The following is a 19,765-nucleotide window of genomic DNA, read 5'->3' as shown; positions in this document are numbered from 1 at the left end:
CCAATGTAGTAGTTAGTGTTCCAAATGCTTCAACGGCAGGATGCAGTCTGGACCCATATCCTTACGTCATTCTTGCTTGAAACTTACGCAAAACTTACAAACAGGACAATTACGCGAACGACCGTGCTAAAAATGGCGCGGCTGTGCTATGCTGGCCGGAAAGACCTAGACAAGGAGACCCCATGCTGCTGTCCCGACGCGATGTCGAGTTCATGCTGTATGACTGGCTGGACGCGGAAGCGCTGTCCAAACGGCCGCGCTTTGCCGACCATAGCCGCGAAACCTTCAGCGCGGCCATCGACAGCGCCGAGCAGATCGCGACCGAACTGTTCGCGCCGCACAACAAACTGAGCGACCAGCAGGAGCCGCAGTTCGACGGCGACAAGGTCAGCATGATCCCCGACGTGCGGCGCGCGCTGGACGCCTTTTCTGCGGCCGGCTTCATGGCCGCCGGCCAGGATTACGCACTGGGCGGCATGCAGCTGCCGCTGCTGGTGGAAAAGGCGATCACCGCCTACTTCACGGCGGCCAATATGGCCACTTCCAGCTACGCCTTCCTCACCATCGGCAATGCCAACACCTTGCTCAAATGCGCGTCGAGCGCCCAGGTCGAGCATTTCGTGCGGCCCATGCTGGAGGGGCGCTGGTTCGGCACCATGTGCCTGAGCGAGCCGCAGGCCGGCTCCAGCCTGTCCGACATCGCCACCCGCGCCGAAGCCGATCCGGACGCGGCCGGCCAGTACCGCCTGACCGGCAACAAGATGTGGATTTCCGCCGGCGAGCACGATCTGGCCGAGAACATCGTGCACCTGGTGCTGGCCAAGATTCCCGGCCCGGACGGCAAGCTGGTGCCCGGCGTGAAAGGGATTTCGCTCTTCATCGTGCCCAAATTCCTGGACAGCGGCGAGCGCAACGACATCGCCCTGGCGGGCTTGAACCACAAGATGGGCAACCGCGGCACCACCAACTGCCTGCTCAATTTCGGTGAAGGCAAGTACCGTCCCGGCGGCCGCGCCGGCGCGGTCGGCTACCTGGTCGGCCGCGAGGGGCAGGGTCTGGTGAACATGTTCCACATGATGAACGAGGCGCGCATCGGCGTCGGCCTGTGCGCGGCGGTGCTGGGCTACACCGGCTACCTGCACGCGCTCGCATATGCGCGCGAACGCCCGCAAGGCCGCCATCCCGCCGCCAAGGACCCGGCCGCGCCGCAGCTGCCGATCATCGCCCACACCGACGTGCGGCGCATGCTGCTGGCGCAGAAAGCCTATGCCGAAGGGGCGCTCGGCCTGTGCCTGTACAGTGCGCGCCTGGTGGACGACGAGCATACCGGCGACAGCGCCGAGCTGCGCCAGCGCGCCGGCCGGCTGCTCGAATTCCTGACGCCGATCACCAAATCCTGGCCCTCGCAGTGGTGCTTGGAAGCGAACAACCTGGCGATCCAGGTGCATGGCGGCTACGGCTACACGCGCGAATACAATGTCGAACAGTTTTACCGCGACAACCGCCTGAACCAGATCCACGAAGGCACGCACGGCATCCACGGCCTCGACCTGCTGGGCCGCAAGGCCAGCATCCACGACGGCGCGCTGCTGGCCACCATGGGCGAAGAGATCCGGGCCACGGCCGGTGCGGCGCGCGCCAGCGCCGAGCCCCAGCTGGCCGGACACGGGCAGGCGCTGGACGCGGCCTGGCGCCGGGTTGAAGAAGTGACCGCGGCGCTGTATGCTGCCGGCGACCTGAATAAGACGCTGGCCAACGCCACCGTCTACCTGGAAGCGGTGGGTCATGTGGTGGTGGCCTGGATCTGGCTGCAGCAGGCCATGGCCGCCGCCCGCCTGCCGGACGACAATTTCCGGCGCGGGAAGCTGCAGGCCTGCCGCTATTTCTATCAATGGGAGCTGCCCAAGGTCCAGCCGCAGCTGGACCTGCTGGAACGGCTCGACACCACCGCGCTCGACATGCAGGACGCGTGGTTCTGAAGGGAAGCTGAATGATCAAGCACATCGTCATGTGGAAGCTGAAAGAGCACGCCGAAGGCGCCGACCGCGCCACCAACGCGCGCAGGATGAAGGAGCAGCTGGAAGCCTGCGCCGGCATCGTGCCCGGCATCCGCAAGCTGGAAGTGGGCCTGGCCGAGCCGGGGCTGGAGGCGACCTACGATGTGGTGCTGTACTCCGAATTCGACAGCAAGGAGGCGCTCGACGCCTACCAGTCGCACCCGCAGCACGCAGCACTCAAACCATTCTTCAGCGCTGTGCGCGATGCGCGCCAGTGCATGGACTACACCACCTGAAAGGAAGCCTGGCGATGACCACCACCCTCGAACTCTTCAACCTGCACGGCAAGACCGCCCTCGTCACGGGCGGCTCGCGCGGCCTCGGCCTGCAAATGGCGCTGGCGCTCGGCGAACTGGGCGCCAAAGTGGTGCTGACCTCGCGCAAGCAGGCCGACCTGGACGAAGCGGTGGCCGTGCTGAAAGAGCAGGGCGTGGAAGCCTATGCCATCGCCGCCGACCTGGGCAAGGAAGCCGCCATCGACCCGCTGGTGGAAGCGGCGCTGGCGGCGCTGGGCGGCCATATCGATATCCTGGTCAACAATGCCGGCGCCACCTGGGGCGCGCCGGCGGAGGAGTATCCGCTGGAGGCGTGGGACAAGGTGATGAACCTGAATGTGCGCAGCATCTTCCTGCTGTCGCAGGCGGTCGGCAAGCGTTCGATGATTCCGCGCCGTTCCGGCCGCATCATCAATATCGCCTCGATCGCGGGCCTGATGGGCAATGCCCCCGGCACCATGAAGACCATCGCTTACAATACGTCCAAAGCCGCACTGGTCAACTTCACCCGCACCCTGGCGGGCGAATGGGGCGAGTACGGCATCAATGTCAATGCGCTGGCGCCGGGCTTCTTCCCCTCGAAGCTGAGCGCAGGCGTGATCAAGGCCATGGGCGAGGATAAGCTCGCCGCGGCCGCCCCGCTCAACCGCCTTGGCGGCGACGAGGACCTGAAGGGCGCCATTGCGCTGTTCGCGTCCGAGGCCGGCCGCCACATTACCGGCCAGGTGCTGGCGGTGGACGGCGGGGTATCCGCTGTTTAAGGAGTTTGCATGACCAAGTACCACCGCATCGTGCTGGCCTCGCGTCCGCGCGGTGTTGTCGTGCCGGAGAATTTCCGGCTCGAGGAAGTTGAAGTGCCGCCGCTGGCCGAAGGCCAGCTACTGGTGCGCAACCACTATCTCTCGCTCGACCCGTACATGCGCGGCCGCATGAGCGATGCGAAAAGCTATGCCGCGCCGCAGCCGCTGGACCAGACCATGATCGGCGGCACCGTGGGCGAAGTGGTCGAGTCGCGCCATCCCGGCTTCGCCGTGGGCGAGTTCGTGGCCGGCATGTTCGGCTGGGCCGAGATGGGTGTGTCCGACGGCGAAGGCTTGCGCAAGGTCGATCCGGCCCACGCCCCGCTGTCGGCCAACCTGGGCGTGATCGGCATGCCCGGCATGACGGCCTGGTTCGGCATGCACGAGATCCTGCGCCCGCGCCTGGGCGAGACCGTGGTGGTGTCGGCGGCCAGCGGCGCGGTCGGCAGCGCGGTGGGCCAGCTGGCCAAGCTGGCGGGCTGCCGCGCCGTCGGCATCGCCGGCGGCAAGGAAAAATGCGATTACGTGGTGCGCGAACTCGGCTTCGACGCCTGCGTCGACTACAAGGCCGGCAACCTGAAGGCCGACCTGGCCGCCGCCACGCCGGGCGGCATCGACGCCATTTTCGAGAACGTCGGCGGCGAAGTGTTCGACACCGCGCTGGGCCGCACCAACGCCTTCGCGCGCGTCGCGCTGTGCGGCCTGCTGGCCGGCTATACCGGCGCCGACATCCCGATCCGCAACGCCAAGAAGCTGCTGCTCAACCGCGTGACCCTGCGCGGCTTCATCGTCACCGAGCATATGGAGCTGTGGCCGCAGGGCCTGTCCGAGATGGGCCGGCTGGTGGCGGCCGGCAAACTGAAGTACCGTGAAACGATTTCCCAGGGCCTGGCATCCGCGCCGGAGTCCCTTATCGGCCTGCTACAAGGCCGCAACCTAGGCAAGCAACTTGTGAAGCTGATCCCATGAAAAATTTCGAAGGCAAGGTTGCAGTGATTACCGGTGGCGCGAGCGGCTTTGGCCGCGAGTTCGCGCTGAAAGCGCACGCGCTCGGCATGAAGCTGGTGCTGGCGGACGTGCAGCAGGACGCGTTGGACGCCACGCTGGCGGAATTGCGCGCGCAAGGCGCCCAGGCCATCGGCCTGCGCTGCGACGTGCGCCACTCCGCCGAAGTGCAGGCCCTGGCCGATGCGGCCATGGGCGAGTTCGGCGCGGTGCACCTTGTCTTCAATAACGCGGGCGTCGGTTTCGGCGGCCTGCTGTGGGAGGCCAGCGAATCGGACTGGGACTGGGTGATGGGCGTTAACGTCACCGGCGTGGCGCACGGCGTGCGCATCTTCACCCGCCTGATGCTGGAATGCGCAAGGCGCGAACCCGGTTATGAGGGGCACATCGTCAACACGGCCTCCATGGCGGGGGTATTGTGCCCGCCGGTGATGGGCGTCTACAACGTCTCCAAGCACGCCGTGGTGGCGCTGACGGAGAGCCTGTACCACGACCTGGCGCTGGTGGACGCGCCGATCGGCGCCTCGGTCCTGTGCCCGTACTTCGTCCCGACCGGCATCCACCAGTCGCACCGCAACCGTCCCGGCGACGCGCCGATGGAAGACAAGCCGACCGCCAGCCAGATGGCGGCGCAGGCCATGGTCACCAAGGCCGTCACGTCCGGCAAGGTCAGCGCGCGCGACGTGGCGGAACTGACGTTCGCCGCCATCGCGGAGGGCCGGTTCTACATCTTCACCCACCCGCAGGCCCTGGATGGCGTGGCGCTGCGCGCGCGCGACATGGTGGCGCAGGCCAATCCGGCCGACCCGTACGCCGCCACTCCGCAAGTGCGCGACGCCCTGCGCGCCATGTTGTGAGAGAATGCGCGGCATGACGACGACACTCCGCTTTGGCGACTGGGCCAGCATGCAGGCCGACGCGAAACCGATCCGCATGGAAGTCTTCGTGCGCGAGCAGAACGTGCCGGCCGACCTTGAGATGGACGAACGCGACGCGGGCTGCCTGCACGCTGTCGCTTACGACGCCGCCGGCCAGCCGGTCGGCACCGGGCGCCTGCTGCCGGACGGCCATATCGGCCGCATGGCGGTGCTGCGCAGCGCGCGCGGCAGCGGCGTTGGCGGCGCCATCCTGAAAGGCTTGATGGAAAAGGCGCGCGAGCGCGGCGACCAGCGCGTCGTGCTCAGCGCCCAGACCCATGCCGCGGAGTTTTACCTGGCCCATGGCTTTGCCATGGCGGGCGACGTCTTCCTTGAAGCGGGCATCGCCCACATTGAAATGACTTACGAATTCCAGGAGTAGAGCAATGAAACGTACGATCGTAGCGCTGGGTGTGTGCGCGGTGTTTGGCGCAGGCTTCCTGTTTGGTTCCATGAGCCCGATGCAAGTGGCGCATGCGCAGGTCAACGGCGGCACGGTGTGGCCGGCCGCCGCCGCCGCCCCGGTGGGCGCGAACGGCGCCACGCATTTTTACGCCATCGATACCGGCACCCGCACCCTGATTTCCTGCTCGCGCCAGGGCAAGGAAAAACCTTCCTGCGTGCGCGAGCAGCTGCCGTAAGCAGTCCTAGCGTACCTGCACCTCGTGCAGTTCCGCCGGGGCGTCGGCGTACAGCTTGACGACGGTGGAGCTGCGCGTGCCGTAATTCGGCGATTCGATCTTCACGGCCGACAGCAGCCGTTCCAGCTCCAGCGGCACGCCGGTTTCCGGCAGGCGCATGTCCGGCGCGCGGGTGGTGTCGGACAGCATCTCAAAATAGGCGTCGTCCGGCGCGCCCAGGCACAGCAGGCTGGCGAATTGCGCCTTGGTTTTCAGCACCTTCGGCCAGGCCGAGTCGAGCAGGGCGTTGGACAGGCCGTAAATGCCCGGTTCAAGCGGCTTGCCGTTGCGCGGGTCGTCGCTGCCCTTGTTGGAATACCAGACCAGCTCCCGGCCATCGCACAGGACCAGGTTGAAGCCATTGTATTGCGCCGCTTTGGGCGCGACCTGCGCCGCGTATTCCTGCGCCGTCATGGCGCCCGCCAGGAAGTCCGCCACCAGCTGGCCGCGCGATGGCGCCAGCGGATTGTGCTCCTGCGGGTTGCGCACGTTCGTGATCGCCGCAAAACGCGAGGGCGCGGCGGCGCTGCTGCCGTCGGGCGGGCGCGTGATGCCCATCCAGCTGCCGCCCGCTTTCAGGTCGCGGCCGGCGAAGATGTGCGGCGCTTCGGCCCATGGCGCGGCGGGCGTGGCGGCGCGGTCGTAGAATTCGTCGCGGTTGGCGGCGGCGATCAGCGGCACACCCGGTACCACCTGCCAGGCAAAAACGATCAGGCACATGGCGGCAAATCCTCGAAAATCTCGACGTGGCGCGGGCCGTCAATCCAGCGCGCCAGCCCGGCCTGCGCCACCGCGGCCTCCAGCGCCGCGCTGAACGCCGCGCTGTCGACGGAGGGATAGACTTCCATCCAGGTTTGCGGGCCGTCGGCCGCCGGCGGGCGACGCTTGAGCTGGGGCGCGACGCCGTGCGCGGCCGCCAGGCCCGCCTGCATGGCGATAACCGCCGCCTGCAGGTCCGCCGCAACAGCGTCCTGCACCTTGTAATACACGTAGAGGTCCATGCTCAGACGTCGAGTTTATCCAGCACGTAGGGCAGGGGCTTGAACTGCAAAGCCGGGCCGGTGGCCGAGCCGAAGCGCACGTCGCCCGCCTCCAGCGCATCGAGCTTCATCTCCACCAGGGCGTCCACGCCGCCTGCGCCGTTGCGCGCGGTGTTGACCACCATGCCGCATGGCTGTTCCGGATCGGCTGGGGTAAAGACTTCAGCGCCCGGCGCGGCAGCCAGGTCGGCGATCGTGGCCAGGGCGGTGCGGCGCTTCAGTTTGCCCAGGTACTGGCTGCGCGCCACGATTTCCTGGCCGGGATAGCAGCCCTTCTTGAAGTTCACGCCGCCCAGCAGCTCGAAATTCACCATCTGCGGCACGAACTGCTCCTGGGTGCCCGGGCCGACCTGCGGCACGCCCGCATGGATCTCGGACAGGCGCCAGGCCTCGTTGCCGCCCACCACCAGGCGGTCCTTCAGCATGGAGGCGGCCATATTGGCCGTTTCCGGCGTCGCCAGCCACAGGTAGCGCGGCGCGCCGAAGGCGTCGGCCACGCGCAGCACGGTGCCGAGCGGATGATCGATCTTGCTGAACGGCTTGGCCGGCAGCACGTCAAACCAGGTTTGCAGGACCGCTTCGGCGTCGCCGCCGCCCACGGCCAGGGTGACGAACTGCTCGGTCACGTCGGCCGGCTTGGTCTTGGCGCGCAGGATGAACATCTGCAAACGTTTCTGCACCGCCGGCTGGAGTGCGCGCGGCAGCTGCAGGAATACCGATTCCTCGTTGCGCCACATGAGGAAGGAGGCCAGCATGCGGCCCTTCGGCGAGCAATACCCGGCCAGGCGCACCTCGCCCGGGCCCAGGTGTTCCACATCATTGGTCAACTGGCTGTGCAGGAAACTGGCCGATTCCTCGCCGCTGAAGGCGATCAGGCCCTGGTCGGTGAGCGGGGCGACGAAACCGGTGGCAAGCTGGCTCGTGGTCAGCGTGTCTTGTTCCTGTGTCAAAAGTTGATTCCAGTTATTCATAAATTCCCATATCCTGACGATGAAGCATTATCATTACGGGCTTCATTATAGTGATCCCGCGAAATTTGCGCCGGAGGCCTGGAAAATGCTGTTGTCCAGGCTGAATCTGGTTCAAGATAGGGTATCGAACGGGCATTCGGAAATGGCATTTATAAGAAAGACGATCGCACTGGGTTTGCTGGCCGCGGCGGCGGCCGTGGGCGGCTTTGCCTGGTGGGCCGGGCAGCCTGTCATTGGCGAGGAACCGGCCATTGAGTTCACCATCAGCAAGGGCAGCGGCGCCAGCGCGGCCGGCCAGCAGATGGCGGCCGCCGGGGTACCGATCCAGCCCCTCATGTTCAACCTGCTGGCGCGGGTCTCCGGCAAGAGCGGCCAGCTCAAGGCTGGCACGTACGAGCTGAAACCCGGCACCACGCCGCTGCGCCTGATTGAGCAATTGGTGCGCGGCGAGTTTGCCCAGGAGTCGCTGACCATCATCGAAGGCTGGACCTTCCGCCAGATGCGCCAGGCCATCGCCGCGCATAAGGGCTTGAAGCACGACACGGTCGAGCTGAGCGACCGCGAGCTGATGGCGCGCATCAATCCCGATTTCAAGGAGCCGGAGGGCCTGTTCTTCCCGGATACTTATCTCTTTGCCAAGGGTTCGAGCGAACTGGCGATCTTCCGCCAGGCGCACAGCATGCTGATGAAGCGCCTGGCCGAAGCCTGGGAGCAGCGCGCGCCCGGCCTGCCGTACAAGAATCCCTACGAGGCGCTGACCATGGCCTCCATCGTGGAGAAGGAAACCGGCCAGAAGTCCGAGCGCAACATGATTGCCGCCGTCTTCGTGAACCGCCTCAAGCTGGGCATGATGCTGCAGACCGACCCGACGGTCATCTACGGCATCGGCCCCAAGTTCGACGGCAATATCCGCAAAAAGGACCTGGAAACGGACACCCCCTACAATACCTACACCCGCACCGGCCTGCCGCCGACCCCGATTTCGCTGCCCGGCGTGGGATCGCTGACGGCGGCCCTGGCCCCGGCCAAGTCCGGCGCGCTGTATTTTGTGGCGCGCGGCAATGGCACCAGCCAGTTTTCCGACAACCTGACCGACCACAACCGGGCGGTCAACCAGTATCAACGACAATAAATAATGACAAAGCGCGGTAAATTCATCACCTTCGAAGGCATCGACGGTGCCGGCAAATCGACCCATATCCAGTTCGTCGGCGAACTGGTCAAGGCACGCGGCCTTGAGCTGGTCAGCTCGCGCGAGCCGGGCGGCACCCCGCTGGGCGAAAAGCTGCGCGAACTGTGGCTGCACGAAGCCATGCACGTGGAAACCGAGACCCTGCTGGTGTTTGCCAGCCGGCGCGAACACGTGGCGCAGGTGATCGAGCCAGGCCTGGCGCGCGGCGCCTGGGTCATTTCCGACCGTTTCACCGACGCCAGCTTCGCCTACCAGGGCGGCGGCCGCGGCCTGAGCCGCGCCAAGCTGGAAACCCTGGCGCAGTGGGTGCACCCGGGCCTGGAGCCGGACCTGACCATCCTGTTCGACGTGCCGCTGGAAGTGGCGCGCGCACGCCTGGACGCGACGCGCGAGCTGGACCGCTTCGAGCGCGAGCAGGCCGACTTCTTCATGGCCACGCGCGCCGAATACCTGCGCCGCGCGGCCGAAGCGCCGCACCGCTTCCGGGTGATCGACTCTACCCGCAGCATTGCCGACATCCAGGCCGAGCTGGCGCAGATCGTCGGGGCGCTGGAATGAGCGGACACGTCTACCCGTGGCAGCAAGGCGCCTGGCAGCAGCTGCAGCAGCTGCGCCAGCGCATGCCGCACGCCATCCTGTTCCATGGCGCCAACGGCATCGGCAAGGCCGACTTCATTGAGCAGTTTGCCCAGGCCCTGCTGTGCGAGAACGCGCGCCCGGACGGCCATGCCTGCGGCGAGTGCCCGAGCTGCGGCTGGTTCCAGCAGCAGAGCCACCCGGATTACCGCCGCGTGCGCCCGGAGGCGATGGAAGACGAGCCGGGCGAGGGCGAGGAGGGCGAAGACAAGAAAGCCGCCAAGAAGGCCCCGTCCAAAGAGATCAAGATCGAGCAGATCCGCGCCCTGTCGGATTTCATGAACATTTCAACCCACCGCCAGGGCTTGCGGGTGGTGGTGCTGTACCCGGCCGAGGCGCTGAACATGCCGGCATCCAACGCCTTGCTGAAGACCCTGGAAGAACCGCCGCCCGGCACCGTGTTCCTGCTGGCCTCGAATGGCCTGGACCGGGTGCTGCCGACCATCCTGTCGCGCTGCCGCAAGTTCGCCATGCCGATGCCGGCCCATGCCGAAGCCCTGGCCTGGCTCAAGGAGCAGGGCGTGCCCGACGCCGACAGCTGGCTGCGCGAACAGGGCGGCTCGCCGCTCGCCGCCGCCGCTGCCTCGGAAACGGGCAACCGCGAAGAACTGGACACTTTCCTGCAATACCTGGCCCGCCCGAGCGTCGAAGGCGCCCTGAAAACGGCCGATAAACTGCAAAAAGTACCGCTGACGGCACTGGTATCCTGGCAACAGCGCTGGCTTTACGACCTTTTTTCGTACAAACTTGCAGGAAACATCCGTTATTATCCCCGTTACCAGCGTGAACTGGCCGGACTGGCGGACAAGGTGAATATCAGCCGCCTGATGGGGGCGATCAAGGGCGCCAACGAACGGCGCGCCACCTCCGACCATCCGCTGTCGCCGAAACTGTTTATTGAAGATATGCTTCTCGACTACACCGCTTGCTGTAGCTGAAGAAAGGAAATGAATGAGCGCAAGCCCTACCGATCCAAACACTGTACCGCTGAACCGGCCGACCGTCCTGTCGCTGGCGATCAAGGAAAAGGCGGCCCTGTATGCGGCCTATATGCCTTTCCTGAAGCATGGCGGCATGTTTGTGCCGACCCAGAAGCCGTACAAGATTGGTGACGAAATCTACCTGCTGCTGTCGCTGATGGACGATCCGAACAAGTACGCGATCGCCGGCAAGGTGGTATGGATCACGCCTGCGGGCGCGGCCAACAACAAGACGCAGGGCATCGGCGTGCACTTCCCGGACGACGAGACCGGCACCCGCACCCGCCTGCGTATCGAAGAAATCCTGGGCGCCGCGCTGCGCTCGTCCCGTGCCACCCACACACTGTAACGCATGACGAAGTTCCGCCACCGTATTGCCACGCTTGACGACCTGCCCACCATCGTCGCCATCTACAACAGCACCATCGCCTCGCGCGAAGTGACGGCCGATACCGAGCCGGTCTCGGTCGAGTCGCGCCTGGCGTGGTTCCATGAGCACCAGCCGGCGCGCCGTCCGCTATGGGTGGTGGAAGAAGCGGGGCGCGATGGCATTATCGGCTGGATTTCCTATTCCAACTTCTATGGCCGCCCGGCCTATGCGGGCACGGCGGAAGTTTCGATCTATATCGACGAGGCGTGGCGCGGTAAAGGGGTAGGGCGCTATGCCCTGCAGGAAGCGATTGCGTTTGCGCCGCAGGTGAATGTGCATACGGTGCTGGGCTTCATCTTTGGCCACAACAAGCCGTCGTTGGCGCTGTTTGAGAAATTCGGTTTCGAGACCTGGGCCAATTTGCCGCGCGTCGCCAACCTGGACGGCGTGGAGCGCGACCTGGTCATCCTCGGCAAGCGCGTCGCCTGACGGCGGCGGGCTTTCAGAGCACCCCGGCCATCCGCGCGACCAACCCGAGCACCAGGGCAAGAACCGCCAGGATTGCGCTGAACGTCCAACGTAATGCGCGTTCCCGTGCGGCGCGCTCTTCGGCCAAAGCTGCCCGCTGCTCGGCGAAGCCGCGCTCCATCGTGTCGCGCAGTTCCGTCAGCGCAACGCGCTGCTCGGCCAGGGCGGCGCGCTGCTCGGCGAAACCGTGGTCCATTGTTGCCTTGAGGTCATTCATTTCTTGAATGAGAAAACGCTGAGCCTCCTTTAGCACCGCAGCGTCGGTTTCCACTTTGGCCATACGTTCCTCGATGTCCATATCACCTCCTTTAGCGGGTTTCCGCTACTTTGGCTGAGCTGCCTGCAGGAGGCTTTGACATTCGACAGGCGCGGCGGGGAAAAGTTCCCGGGTTTGGAGGGCGGACACGATTTTCGATAAAATGGCGGGATGTTTATCGATTCCCACTGCCATATCGACTTCCCGGAGCTGGCCGCCCGGATGCCTGAAATCCTCGCCAAGATGGCGGAAAACAAGGTCAGCCACGCCCTGTGCGTCTCGGTCGACCTGCCCGACTTCCCGCGCGTGCTGGCGCTGGCCGAACTGTACCCGCATATTTTCGCGTCGGTCGGCGTCCACCCCGACTACGAGGACACGCCGGAACCGAGTGTCGAACAGCTGGTCGAACTGGCCCGGCACCCGAAAATCGTCGCCATCGGCGAAACCGGGCTTGACTACTACCGCCTGGAAGGCGACCTTGAGTGGCAGCGCGAGCGCTTCCGCACCCATATCCGCGCCTCGCGCGAAACGCGCAAGCCGCTGATCATCCATACCCGCTCGGCATCGGAAGACACCATCCGCATCATGCGCGAAGAGGGCGCCGGTACCGACCAGGGCGGCGTGGCGGGCGTGATGCACTGTTTCACCGAATCGCTGGAAGTGGCGCGCGCCTCGATGGAGCAGGGCTTTTACATTTCCTTCTCCGGCATCGTGACCTTCAAGAGCGCCAGGGAGCTGCAGGCCGTGGCGCTGGAAGTGCCGCTCGAACGCATGCTGATCGAGACTGACTCGCCCTACCTGGCGCCGGTGCCGTATCGCGGCAAGACCAATGAGCCTGGCTACGTGGCCCATGTCGCCGAATTCATCGCCAAACTGAAAGGCGTGCCGGTGGAGCAGGTGGCGGAGCAGACTTCGGCCAACTTCTTCGAACTGTTCAAGGCTGCCGCCTGATGCCAGCCCGCCGCGCCGCCATCCAGCGCTGCGCGGCGCTCGCCCTGCTGGCCATGGCCGCGCCTTGGGCGCCGGCAAAGGCCGAGCCGCCGACACCCCAGGAAGACGCGGTGCGCTTCTTCCGCGCCGTGCAGCTGGACGATGAGCGTGCCGTGCGCGCCGTGCTGGCGCGTGGCCTGGACCCCAATATCGCCGAGCCGGAGCGTGGCGAGACGGGCCTGATCGTCGCCATGCGCTACAACGCGATGAGGGTGGCCCAGCTGCTGCTGGCGCAGCCGCAGCTGCGGGTCGACCAGGCCGCCCCCAACGGCAACACCGCCCTGATGATGGCGGCTTTCCAAAAAAACAAGCCGGCCGTGCTGGCCCTGCTGGCCAAGGGGGCGCAGATCAACCGCCCCGGCTGGACCGCGCTGCATTACGCCGCCGCGGCAGGCGACCTCGACATCATGAAGCTGCTGCTCGAGCGCCACGCCTATATCGACGCCGAATCGCCCACCGGCATGACACCGCTGATGCTGGCCGCGCGCGAAGGCATGGAAGATGCGGCCAACCTGCTGCTGCAGGAGGGCGCCGACGCCACCTTGAAGGACCGCGCCTGGGGCATGGACGCCGCCGAATTCGCCATCCGCGCCGACAAACCGTGGATCGCCCAGGCCATCCAGCGCCACCTTGGCAAGAAATAAAGCGGTATTTCCACTTCATATCGTGCAAATGGACGGGTCCGGCCCGGGTGACAATTCACGTGTCGAAAACCCACCGCGCGCCTGCCGCGCTGCCCGCCATGCTGAACGAACGCGAAATCGAGAGCTGTTACCTTGGCCAGTTCATCCCCGTCCATTACCACCACAATATGCTGATGGACGCCAACCGCATGCACAACTTCAAGGCGGCCATCGACTATGCCGTGAAGCCGGGCATGAAAGTGCTGGAACTGGGCGGCGGCACCGGCGTGCTGTCCTTCTTCGCCGCGCAAAAGGCAAGCAAAGTCTACTGCGTCGAGTTCAACCCGGACATGGTGCAGGAAGCGCGCAAGTTCCTCGCAATTAACAAGAACGGCGAGCGCGTCGAAGTCATCCACGCCGACGCCTTCGAGTACCTGCCGCCGGAGCCGGTGGACGTGGTGATCTGCGAAATGATCCACGTCGCCATGTTGCGCGAGAAGCAGGTGGAAGTGATCGAGCATTTCAAGCAGCGCTACCTGGAGCGCTTTGGCGGTCCGCTGCCGGTGTTCATGCCGGAGGCGGTGCTGATGGCGGTGCAGCCGGTGCAGCAGGAATACGATTTCGATGGTTTCCATGCGCCGATCGTGCAGTTCCAGCAGCCCGGCCAGATCCAGAACGGCACCAGCGAGCTGGCCCAGCCCCAGGTCTATTCCCTGATCGACTTCACCCAGCCCAACGAGCTGCTGTACCGCTGGGAAGGCCAGTTTGTGGCCGAGCGCGACGGTGAGCTGAATGCCCTGCGCTTCATTACCAAGAACATCCTGGCCGTCGTGGCCGAGCGCAACAGCACGATTGACTGGCTCAACCATTACATGACGCTGCCGCTCGCGGAACCGCTGAAAGTACGCGCCGGTGAAACGGTTGAGGTCAGTTTCGCCTACCGCGCCGGCGGCCAGATCCAGTCGCTGCAGGCCACCATGCGCGCCACGCTGCAGCGGGTGGCGGCGGCGCTGCCGGCCTTCGCAGCCTGACCCGTTTTTTTCACCATCCATCGGCCAAATCTGCATTTGGTCGCATGTCCGTTGTCCGGGCCGGACGTCCGCTATACAGTTGCCTCAACTCTCATGGAGGTGAGGATGTTCGGCTTCATTCTTTGGTTGCTACTGCTCTTCCTGTGCTGGCCGCTGGCCCTGCTGGCGCTTGTCATGTATCCGGTGGTCTGGCTGCTGTTGCTGCCGTTCCGCCTGCTCGGTATCGGCGTCGAAGCGGTGTTCGAACTGCTGCGCGCCATTGTCATGCTGCCGGCGCGCGTGCTGGGCGGGTCGCCGCGCTAGGCGCCTCGGAAAGCGCTAGAATGCGCGGATGACACGTCCGCTCCCCCAGTTTCCCCACTTCCAGCCGGTTGCGCTCAAACATGCCAGCCGGCTCATCAATCACGGTCCCACCGTCCTCGTCACCAGCGCCCATGGCGGGCACCGCAACATCATGGCCGCCGCCTGGTCCATGCCGGTGGAATTCAGCCCGCCGCGTATTGCCATCGTCATCGACAAGAGCACCTTCACGCGCGAGCTGATCGCAGCCAGTGGGGTGTTTGGCGTGTGCATCCCGGGCGCTGCGGCTGCCGACCTGACCTATGCAGTGGGCACCAGCAGCGGCCGCGAACAGGACAAGTTCCTGCGCTTCGGCCTGCAGGCGATCACGGGCGCCGTTACCGGCGCGCCCTTGCTGGCGGACGGCTGTGTGGCCTGGCTGGAATGCCGGCTGATCCCCGAGCAGCACACGGAGGATGCCTACGACACCTGCTTCGCTGAAGTCGTGGCGGCCGCCGCGGACGAGCGTGTATTTGCTAACGGGCATTGGGATTTTCACGAAGGTAATGCCGGGCTGCACACCTTGCACCATGTTGGCGCAGGAAATTTCGCCGTGTCGAGCAGCCTGCTCAAGGCGAAGCCGCTCCCTTGAATTCTTGTTGAGCTGCCCAATCTTCGCCTTCCTGTTACTGATAGAATCGAAGATGCCCGCAAGGCATCGTTCAAGGAGATTGTGATGAGCCGCAAGACACCTATCGAGCGTTACCGCAATATCGGCATCAGCGCCCACATTGACGCTGGTAAAACCACGACGACGGAGCGCATCCTCTTCTACACCGGGGTCAACCACAAGCTGGGTGAGGTGCACAATGGCGCCGCGACCATGGACTGGATGGAGCAGGAACAGGAGCGCGGCATCACCATTACCTCGGCCGCGACGACCGCGTTCTGGAAGGGCATGGGCGGCAATTTCCCCGAGCACCGCATCAATATCATCGACACCCCGGGCCACGTCGACTTCACGATCGAGGTCGAGCGCTCCATGCGCGTGCTGGACGGCGCGGTGATGGTGTACGACTCGGTCGGCGGCGTGCAGCCGCAATCGGAAACCGTCTGGCGCCAGGCCAACAAATACAAGGTGCCGCGCATTGCCTTCGTCAACAAGATGGACCGCGTGGGCGCGGACTTCTTCCGCGTGCAGCAGCAGATCAAGGACCGCCTGAAAGGCACCGCCGTGCCGATCCAGATCCCGATCGGCGCCGAGGATGACTTCCACGGCGTGGTGGACCTGGTGAAGATGCGCGCCATCATGTGGGACGACGAGACGCTGGGCGTCAAGTTCAGCTACGAGGACATTCCCGCCAACCTGCAGGAGCTGGCGCAGAAGTGGCACGAGCATATGGTGGAAGCGGCTGCCGAGGCCACGCCCGAGCTGACCGAAAAGTACCTGAACGGTGAGACCCTGAGCGAGGACGAGATCAAGTCGGCCCTGCGTGCGCGCACCATCCGCAACGAGATCGTGCCGATGCTGGCGGGCAGCGCCTTCAAGAACCGCGGCGTGCAGGCCATGCTGGATGCGGTGATCGAGTACCTGCCGTCGCCGGTGGACGTGCCGGCCATTGCCGGGCATGACGAGGACGACAAGGAAATCGAGCGCCATCCTTCGGATGACGAGCCGTTCTCCGCGCTCGCCTTCAAGATCATGACCGACCCGTTTGTCGGCCAGCTGACCTTCTTCCGCGTCTATTCGGGTATCGTGAACTCGGGCGACACCGTCTACAACCCGACCAAGTCGCAGAAGGAGCGGCTGGGCCGCATCCTGCAGATGCATGCCAACGAACGCAAGGAGATCAAGGAGGTGTTTGCGGGCGATATCGCGGCGGCGGTCGGGCTGAAGAACGTGACCACGGGCGACACGCTCAGTTCGCCTGAGCACGTCATCATCCTGGAGAAGATGGTGTTCCCGGAACCGGTGATTTCGCAGGCGGTGGAGCCGAAAACCAAGGCCGACCAGGAGAAGATGGCGATCGCCCTGAACCGCCTGGCGCAGGAGGACCCATCGTTCCGCGTGCATACCGACGAAGAATCGGGCCAGACCATCATGTCCGGCATGGGCGAGCTGCACCTGGAGATCCTGGTGGACCGCATGCGGCGCGAGTTCAGCGTCGAGACCTCGGTCGGCAAGCCGCAGGTCGCGTACCGCGAGACGATCCAGAAAGCGGTCAGCGATATCGAGGGCAAGTTCATCAAGCAGTCGGGCGGCAAGGGGCAGTACGGTCATGTGGTGCTGAAGCTGGAACCGCTGGAACCGGGCAAGGGCTTTGAGTTCGTGGATGCGATCAAGGGCGGGGTGGTGCCGCGCGAGTTCATCCCGGCGGTGGAGAAGGGTATCCGCGAGACGCTGAATGCGGGCGTGCTGGCCGGCTATCCGGTGGTCGACGTGCGCGCCACGCTGACCTTCGGCTCCTACCACGACGTGGACTCGAACGAGAATGCGTTCCGCATGGCCGGTTCGATGGCGTTCAAGGACGGCATGCGCAAGGCCGACGCCCAGCTGCTGGAGCCGATGATGCACGTGGAGGTCGAAACGCCCGAGGAATTCATGGGTAATGTGATGGGCGACCTGACCACGCGGCGCGGCATGGTGCAGGGCATGGACGAGATCCCGGGCGGCGGCGGCAAGCAGATCAAGGCACTGGTGCCGCTGGCGGAAATGTTCGGCTACTCGACCTCGCTGCGTTCGCTGACGCAGGGCCGGGCCACCTACACCATGGAGTTCCAGCACTACGCGGCGGTGCCGAAGCATATCCTCGACCAGGTGGCGACGGCGCGCGCCGTTGCGCGTCACTAAGCGGGGCGTTCAGCGGGGCGTTTTGCGCCCCGCTCAGGCGGCGTCGAGCAGGGCGGCGAATTCGTCGGCCGGGACAGGGTGGCCATACAGGTAGCCCTGTCCCTGTTCGCAGCGCAGCAGCTTGAGCAGTTTGGCTTCTTCTTCCGTTTCAATGCCCTCAGCCACCACCTTCAGGTCCAGGTTGTGCGCCAGCGAGACCACGGTGCTGACCAGGCCCATATAGCCGGCGTCCTGCGACATGCGGGTGACGAAGGAGCGGTCGATCTTCATCACATCGACCGGCAGGCTGACCAGGTAGGACAGCGAGGAATAGCCGGTGCCGAAATCGTCGATGGCCACCGGCACGTCGAGCGCGCGCACCTTGCTCAGGATTTCCACCACGCGGTCGTGGTCGGAAACCAGCGAGCTTTCCGTGATCTCGATGGAGAGCGGGCGCTTGTCGGCGCCGGCCGTGTGCAGGGCATGCTCGATATCGCTGAACAGCGAATCGCAGCGGAACTGCGCGGGCGCCACGTTGACCGCGATCTGCGGCGGCGCCAGGCCGGCGTCGTGCCAGCTGCGCCAGTCCTGCATGGCGCGCTGCATGACCTGGCGGCCGACGGCGATCACCAGGCCGGTGCGCTCCAGTGCCGGCACGAATTCGGACGGCGGGATCAGGCCGCGCTGCGGATGGTTCCAGCGCACCAGCGCTTCCGCCCCGGACAGTTTGCCGGTACGCAGGTCGATCTTGGGCTGGTAGAAGTTGACGAATTCCTGCCGCTCCAGCGCCTCGCGCAATTCCACTTCCAGGCTGATCTGGCGCGCCACGACGCGGTCGGCGGCGCGGTCGTACTGGCCAAAACGCAGGTCGAGGTCGCGCGCAGCGGCCAGGGCGTCCCAGGCTTTGACCAGCAGTTCATCGGCCGTGGTGCCGTCGTCGGGCAGGGCGGCAGCGCCGGCATTGATGGTGCACCAGATCTTGTGTTCCTTGACCTGGTAGGCGCCCTGCAGCATGGGCACGGCGGTTTCGTGGATGAACTCGGCGGCCGTCTGGGTGCCGTGGGCCGGCAGGAAGACGGCAAAGCGGCCGACGCCGACGTGGGCCAGCAGCATGCTTTCCGCGACCACCGAGCGCAGGCGCTGCGCGATATTGCGCATCAGGCCGACCGCGGCCGCATTGCCGTAGGCGGAACTGATTTCGTCGAAGCGGTTGATATTCAGCAGCAGCACGGTGCCGCGCGCATCGGAGGCGGCCAGGGCAGCGATCTCTTCTTCAAACTGCAGGCGGCTCGGCAGGCCGGACAGCACATTGGTGCGCGCCAGCCGGTGCATTTCCTGGGCATTGACCAGGCGCTCGATGCCGTAGCTGAGCTCATTGCTCAGCTCGCCCGCCCGTTCGCGGTAGAAGGCATCGAAATGCTGCTCGCGGCGCGAATAGAAGGTGGCCACGCCCCAGGCCTGGTTGTTGACGAACAGCGGCACCGCCATGCAGGAGGCGATGTCGTGTCCTTTGCGCGAGCCGGACTGGACGCGGCCGGTGGCCATGACATGGGCCGCCAGTTCATCGGCCAGCCAGTCGGGCGGCGTTTCGCCGGGCTGCCAATGGCGCTCCTGGCCTTCGCGGCTGGCGGAAGCGAACAGCTGCAGCGTGCCGGCGTCGGTCTTGTAGCTGATGGCGGCGCAATCGAGGCCGGCCTGGTGGGCGGCCAGGCGGCAGGCGTCCAGGCACAGCTGCTCCAGCGTGCGCGAGCGCGGGATCAGGGCGCTCAGGCGTGACAGCAGGACATAGAAGTTGTCGTGGCGGATCAGCGCGCGCTCTTTCTCGACTTCGGTGGTGACGTCGATGGCCGAGCCGCCGGTGAACGATTCGCCGTTCACGTGGATGGGGAACTTATGCACCAGCCAGTGGCGCCGGCCCTCATCCGTGGTCTCCATGGTCTTGGTGACGTCCGGGTTTTCCGCGCTGCCGCCATCCTGGCTGTCCAGGCTGCTGCCCATGACGTAGCCGCCCTCAGCGTCCTTGATCCAGAGCGGGGCCGGCGCATGTTCGGCGAAACCGGCCAGGAAACCGTTGGCGCGCGCCAGGTTGTGGCGCAGGGCCTCCTGGGCGCGCGCGCTGTGGGCGACGTCGGCCAGCGCGCTGCGCTGTTCCTCGGTGTGCGCTGGCGGCAGGTAGCTGAACAGGGCCTCGTCATCCAGCAGCGCGGCGGCCGGCACGTCCTGCCCGCAAATGAAGCGGGCCAGGCGCTGCAGCTCAGCCAGGTGGCTGGCCTGCAGATGTTCGATGGATGCACGCTGGTTCATA

Annotated in this window: 23 protein-coding genes; 18 read left to right on the top strand and 5 right to left on the bottom strand. The window is 65.4% G+C overall.

The genetic code is table 11. The features are described from left to right. Positions 1-182: 182 nt before the first annotated feature. From ACE3TQ_RS04695 to ACE3TQ_RS04665, 7 genes are read left to right on the top strand one after another with little or no spacing between them, the layout of a single operon-like run. Positions 183-1,979, top strand: a complete 1,797-nt coding sequence (locus tag ACE3TQ_RS04695) for an acyl-CoA dehydrogenase (RefSeq protein WP_374580792.1) — start codon at positions 183-185, stop codon at positions 1,977-1,979. An 11-nt stretch (positions 1,980-1,990) separates the two neighbouring features. After that, the gene (locus tag ACE3TQ_RS04690; protein WP_374580791.1) at positions 1,991-2,293 is read left to right on the top strand and encodes a Dabb family protein; all 303 of its coding nucleotides are present in this window, start codon (positions 1,991-1,993) and stop codon (positions 2,291-2,293) included. A 14-nt stretch (positions 2,294-2,307) separates the two neighbouring features. Next, positions 2,308-3,093, top strand: a complete 786-nt coding sequence (locus ACE3TQ_RS04685; RefSeq protein ID WP_374580790.1) for an SDR family oxidoreductase — start codon at positions 2,308-2,310, stop codon at positions 3,091-3,093. A 9-nt stretch (positions 3,094-3,102) separates the two neighbouring features. Next, complete coding sequence (locus ACE3TQ_RS04680; RefSeq protein ID WP_374580789.1) at positions 3,103-4,101, top strand: NADP-dependent oxidoreductase; 999 nt, start codon at positions 3,103-3,105, stop codon at positions 4,099-4,101. Next, entirely contained in the window at positions 4,098-4,994 is an 897-nt protein-coding gene (locus ACE3TQ_RS04675) for an SDR family oxidoreductase (RefSeq protein WP_374580787.1), read from the top strand. The genes ACE3TQ_RS04680 and ACE3TQ_RS04675 overlap by 4 nt, the downstream gene beginning before the upstream one ends. 13 nt (positions 4,995-5,007) lie before the next feature. Further along, complete coding sequence (locus tag ACE3TQ_RS04670; protein ID WP_374580786.1) at positions 5,008-5,436, top strand: GNAT family N-acetyltransferase; 429 nt, start codon at positions 5,008-5,010, stop codon at positions 5,434-5,436. Between the two features lie 4 nt (positions 5,437-5,440). Then, positions 5,441-5,695: a hypothetical protein gene (locus tag ACE3TQ_RS04665; protein ID WP_374580785.1), complete on the top strand. Its 255-nt coding sequence runs from the start codon at positions 5,441-5,443 to the stop codon at positions 5,693-5,695. A gap of 6 nt (positions 5,696-5,701) precedes the next feature. On the opposite strand, the gene ACE3TQ_RS04660 is transcribed toward ACE3TQ_RS04665, so the two are convergent. From ACE3TQ_RS04660 to ACE3TQ_RS04650, 3 genes are read right to left on the bottom strand one after another with little or no spacing between them, the layout of a single operon-like run. Then, positions 5,702-6,454, bottom strand: a complete 753-nt coding sequence (locus ACE3TQ_RS04660) for an NRDE family protein (RefSeq protein ID WP_374580784.1) — start codon at positions 6,452-6,454, stop codon at positions 5,702-5,704. Next, complete coding sequence (locus ACE3TQ_RS04655; RefSeq protein ID WP_374580783.1) at positions 6,445-6,735, bottom strand: DUF4936 family protein; 291 nt, start codon at positions 6,733-6,735, stop codon at positions 6,445-6,447. Before ACE3TQ_RS04655 ends, ACE3TQ_RS04660 begins: the two co-directional genes overlap by 10 nt. Before the next feature lie 2 nt (positions 6,736-6,737). Continuing rightward, positions 6,738-7,745, bottom strand: a complete 1,008-nt coding sequence (locus ACE3TQ_RS04650; RefSeq protein WP_374580782.1) for a folate-binding protein YgfZ — start codon at positions 7,743-7,745, stop codon at positions 6,738-6,740. A gap of 142 nt (positions 7,746-7,887) precedes the next feature. On the opposite strand from ACE3TQ_RS04650, the gene mltG reads away from it, so the two are divergent. The 5 genes from mltG to ACE3TQ_RS04625 are packed head-to-tail and all read left to right on the top strand — an operon-like array spanning position 7,888 to position 11,412. After that, entirely contained in the window at positions 7,888-8,877 is a 990-nt protein-coding gene (mltG, locus tag ACE3TQ_RS04645; RefSeq protein ID WP_374580781.1) for an endolytic transglycosylase MltG, read from the top strand. Between the two features lie 3 nt (positions 8,878-8,880). Continuing rightward, on the top strand, positions 8,881-9,495 hold the full coding sequence (gene tmk, locus ACE3TQ_RS04640; RefSeq protein ID WP_374580780.1) for a dTMP kinase: 615 nt from the start codon (positions 8,881-8,883) through the stop codon (positions 9,493-9,495). Then, the gene (locus ACE3TQ_RS04635; protein WP_374580779.1) at positions 9,492-10,511 is read left to right on the top strand and encodes a DNA polymerase III subunit delta'; all 1,020 of its coding nucleotides are present in this window, start codon (positions 9,492-9,494) and stop codon (positions 10,509-10,511) included. The genes tmk and ACE3TQ_RS04635 overlap by 4 nt, the downstream gene beginning before the upstream one ends. Before the next feature lie 13 nt (positions 10,512-10,524). Beyond that, positions 10,525-10,902, top strand: coding sequence for a PilZ domain-containing protein (locus ACE3TQ_RS04630; RefSeq protein ID WP_374580778.1), 378 nt, complete (start codon positions 10,525-10,527; stop codon positions 10,900-10,902). Between the two features lie 3 nt (positions 10,903-10,905). Then, positions 10,906-11,412 (top strand): N-acetyltransferase family protein, encoded by a 507-nt coding sequence (locus ACE3TQ_RS04625; protein ID WP_374580777.1) that lies wholly within the window; start codon positions 10,906-10,908, stop codon positions 11,410-11,412. 13 nt (positions 11,413-11,425) lie between these two features. Here ACE3TQ_RS04625 and ACE3TQ_RS04620 read toward each other — a convergent pair whose 3' ends face one another. Next, positions 11,426-11,749 (bottom strand): hypothetical protein, encoded by a 324-nt coding sequence (locus ACE3TQ_RS04620; protein WP_374580776.1) that lies wholly within the window; start codon positions 11,747-11,749, stop codon positions 11,426-11,428. A 129-nt stretch (positions 11,750-11,878) separates the two neighbouring features. Between ACE3TQ_RS04620 and ACE3TQ_RS04615 the strand changes: the two genes are divergently transcribed. From ACE3TQ_RS04615 to fusA, 6 genes are all read left to right on the top strand, one after another. Continuing rightward, positions 11,879-12,658 carry a TatD family hydrolase gene (locus ACE3TQ_RS04615; protein ID WP_374580775.1) on the top strand — a complete coding sequence of 260 codons (780 nt, stop codon included), beginning with the start codon at positions 11,879-11,881 and terminating at the stop codon, positions 12,656-12,658. Beyond that, on the top strand, positions 12,658-13,341 hold the full coding sequence (locus ACE3TQ_RS04610) for an ankyrin repeat domain-containing protein (protein ID WP_374580774.1): 684 nt from the start codon (positions 12,658-12,660) through the stop codon (positions 13,339-13,341). The genes ACE3TQ_RS04615 and ACE3TQ_RS04610 overlap by 1 nt, the downstream gene beginning before the upstream one ends. A 98-nt stretch (positions 13,342-13,439) precedes the next feature. Then, a complete protein-coding gene (locus ACE3TQ_RS04605) occupies positions 13,440-14,351 on the top strand; it encodes a methyltransferase domain-containing protein (RefSeq protein WP_374580830.1) in 912 nt (303 codons plus the stop codon). 105 nt (positions 14,352-14,456) lie between these two features. After that, positions 14,457-14,654 carry a hypothetical protein gene (locus ACE3TQ_RS04600; RefSeq protein WP_374580773.1) on the top strand — a complete coding sequence of 66 codons (198 nt, stop codon included), beginning with the start codon at positions 14,457-14,459 and terminating at the stop codon, positions 14,652-14,654. Positions 14,655-14,682: 28 nt separating this feature from the next. Next, positions 14,683-15,282 (top strand): flavin reductase family protein, encoded by a 600-nt coding sequence (locus ACE3TQ_RS04595; RefSeq protein WP_374580772.1) that lies wholly within the window; start codon positions 14,683-14,685, stop codon positions 15,280-15,282. An 84-nt stretch (positions 15,283-15,366) separates the two neighbouring features. After that, positions 15,367-17,481: an elongation factor G gene (fusA, locus tag ACE3TQ_RS04590; protein WP_374580771.1), complete on the top strand. Its 2,115-nt coding sequence runs from the start codon at positions 15,367-15,369 to the stop codon at positions 17,479-17,481. Positions 17,482-17,514: 33 nt separating this feature from the next. On the opposite strand, the gene ACE3TQ_RS04585 is transcribed toward fusA, so the two are convergent. After that, entirely contained in the window at positions 17,515-19,764 is a 2,250-nt protein-coding gene (locus ACE3TQ_RS04585) for a putative bifunctional diguanylate cyclase/phosphodiesterase (RefSeq protein WP_374580769.1), read from the bottom strand. Between the last annotated feature and the right edge of the window lies 1 nt (position 19,765).

The organism is Pseudoduganella sp. (assembly GCF_041914865.1).
Lineage (GTDB): Bacteria > Pseudomonadota > Gammaproteobacteria > Burkholderiales > Burkholderiaceae_D > Rugamonas.
This window is presented reverse-complemented; position numbering and strand designations above follow the sequence as displayed.

Bases quoted from the DNA above. Each gene is read 5' to 3' on its own strand.
- ACE3TQ_RS04695 (WP_374580792.1), top strand. From the start codon at position 183: ATGCTGCTGTCCCGACGCGATGTCGAGTTCATGCTGTATGACTGGCTG.
- ACE3TQ_RS04690 (WP_374580791.1), top strand. From the start codon at position 1,991: ATGATCAAGCACATCGTCATGTGGAAGCTGAAAGAGCACGCCGAAGGC.
- ACE3TQ_RS04685 (WP_374580790.1), top strand. From the start codon at position 2,308: ATGACCACCACCCTCGAACTCTTCAACCTGCACGGCAAGACCGCCCTC.
- ACE3TQ_RS04680 (WP_374580789.1), top strand. From the start codon at position 3,103: ATGACCAAGTACCACCGCATCGTGCTGGCCTCGCGTCCGCGCGGTGTT.
- ACE3TQ_RS04675 (WP_374580787.1), top strand. From the start codon at position 4,098: ATGAAAAATTTCGAAGGCAAGGTTGCAGTGATTACCGGTGGCGCGAGC.
- ACE3TQ_RS04670 (WP_374580786.1), top strand. From the start codon at position 5,008: ATGACGACGACACTCCGCTTTGGCGACTGGGCCAGCATGCAGGCCGAC.
- ACE3TQ_RS04665 (WP_374580785.1), top strand. From the start codon at position 5,441: ATGAAACGTACGATCGTAGCGCTGGGTGTGTGCGCGGTGTTTGGCGCA.
- ACE3TQ_RS04660 (WP_374580784.1), bottom strand. From the start codon at position 6,454: ATGTGCCTGATCGTTTTTGCCTGGCAGGTGGTACCGGGTGTGCCGCTG.
- ACE3TQ_RS04655 (WP_374580783.1), bottom strand. From the start codon at position 6,735: ATGGACCTCTACGTGTATTACAAGGTGCAGGACGCTGTTGCGGCGGAC.
- ACE3TQ_RS04650 (WP_374580782.1), bottom strand. From the start codon at position 7,745: ATGAATAACTGGAATCAACTTTTGACACAGGAACAAGACACGCTGACC.
- mltG (WP_374580781.1), top strand. From the start codon at position 7,888: ATGGCATTTATAAGAAAGACGATCGCACTGGGTTTGCTGGCCGCGGCG.
- tmk (WP_374580780.1), top strand. From the start codon at position 8,881: ATGACAAAGCGCGGTAAATTCATCACCTTCGAAGGCATCGACGGTGCC.
- ACE3TQ_RS04635 (WP_374580779.1), top strand. From the start codon at position 9,492: ATGAGCGGACACGTCTACCCGTGGCAGCAAGGCGCCTGGCAGCAGCTG.
- ACE3TQ_RS04630 (WP_374580778.1), top strand. From the start codon at position 10,525: ATGAGCGCAAGCCCTACCGATCCAAACACTGTACCGCTGAACCGGCCG.
- ACE3TQ_RS04625 (WP_374580777.1), top strand. From the start codon at position 10,906: ATGACGAAGTTCCGCCACCGTATTGCCACGCTTGACGACCTGCCCACC.
- ACE3TQ_RS04620 (WP_374580776.1), bottom strand. From the start codon at position 11,749: ATGGACATCGAGGAACGTATGGCCAAAGTGGAAACCGACGCTGCGGTG.
- ACE3TQ_RS04615 (WP_374580775.1), top strand. From the start codon at position 11,879: ATGTTTATCGATTCCCACTGCCATATCGACTTCCCGGAGCTGGCCGCC.
- ACE3TQ_RS04610 (WP_374580774.1), top strand. From the start codon at position 12,658: ATGCCAGCCCGCCGCGCCGCCATCCAGCGCTGCGCGGCGCTCGCCCTG.
- ACE3TQ_RS04605 (WP_374580830.1), top strand. From the start codon at position 13,440: ATGCTGAACGAACGCGAAATCGAGAGCTGTTACCTTGGCCAGTTCATC.
- ACE3TQ_RS04600 (WP_374580773.1), top strand. From the start codon at position 14,457: ATGTTCGGCTTCATTCTTTGGTTGCTACTGCTCTTCCTGTGCTGGCCG.
- ACE3TQ_RS04595 (WP_374580772.1), top strand. From the start codon at position 14,683: ATGACACGTCCGCTCCCCCAGTTTCCCCACTTCCAGCCGGTTGCGCTC.
- fusA (WP_374580771.1), top strand. From the start codon at position 15,367: ATGAGCCGCAAGACACCTATCGAGCGTTACCGCAATATCGGCATCAGC.
- ACE3TQ_RS04585 (WP_374580769.1), bottom strand. From the start codon at position 19,764: ATGAACCAGCGTGCATCCATCGAACATCTGCAGGCCAGCCACCTGGCT.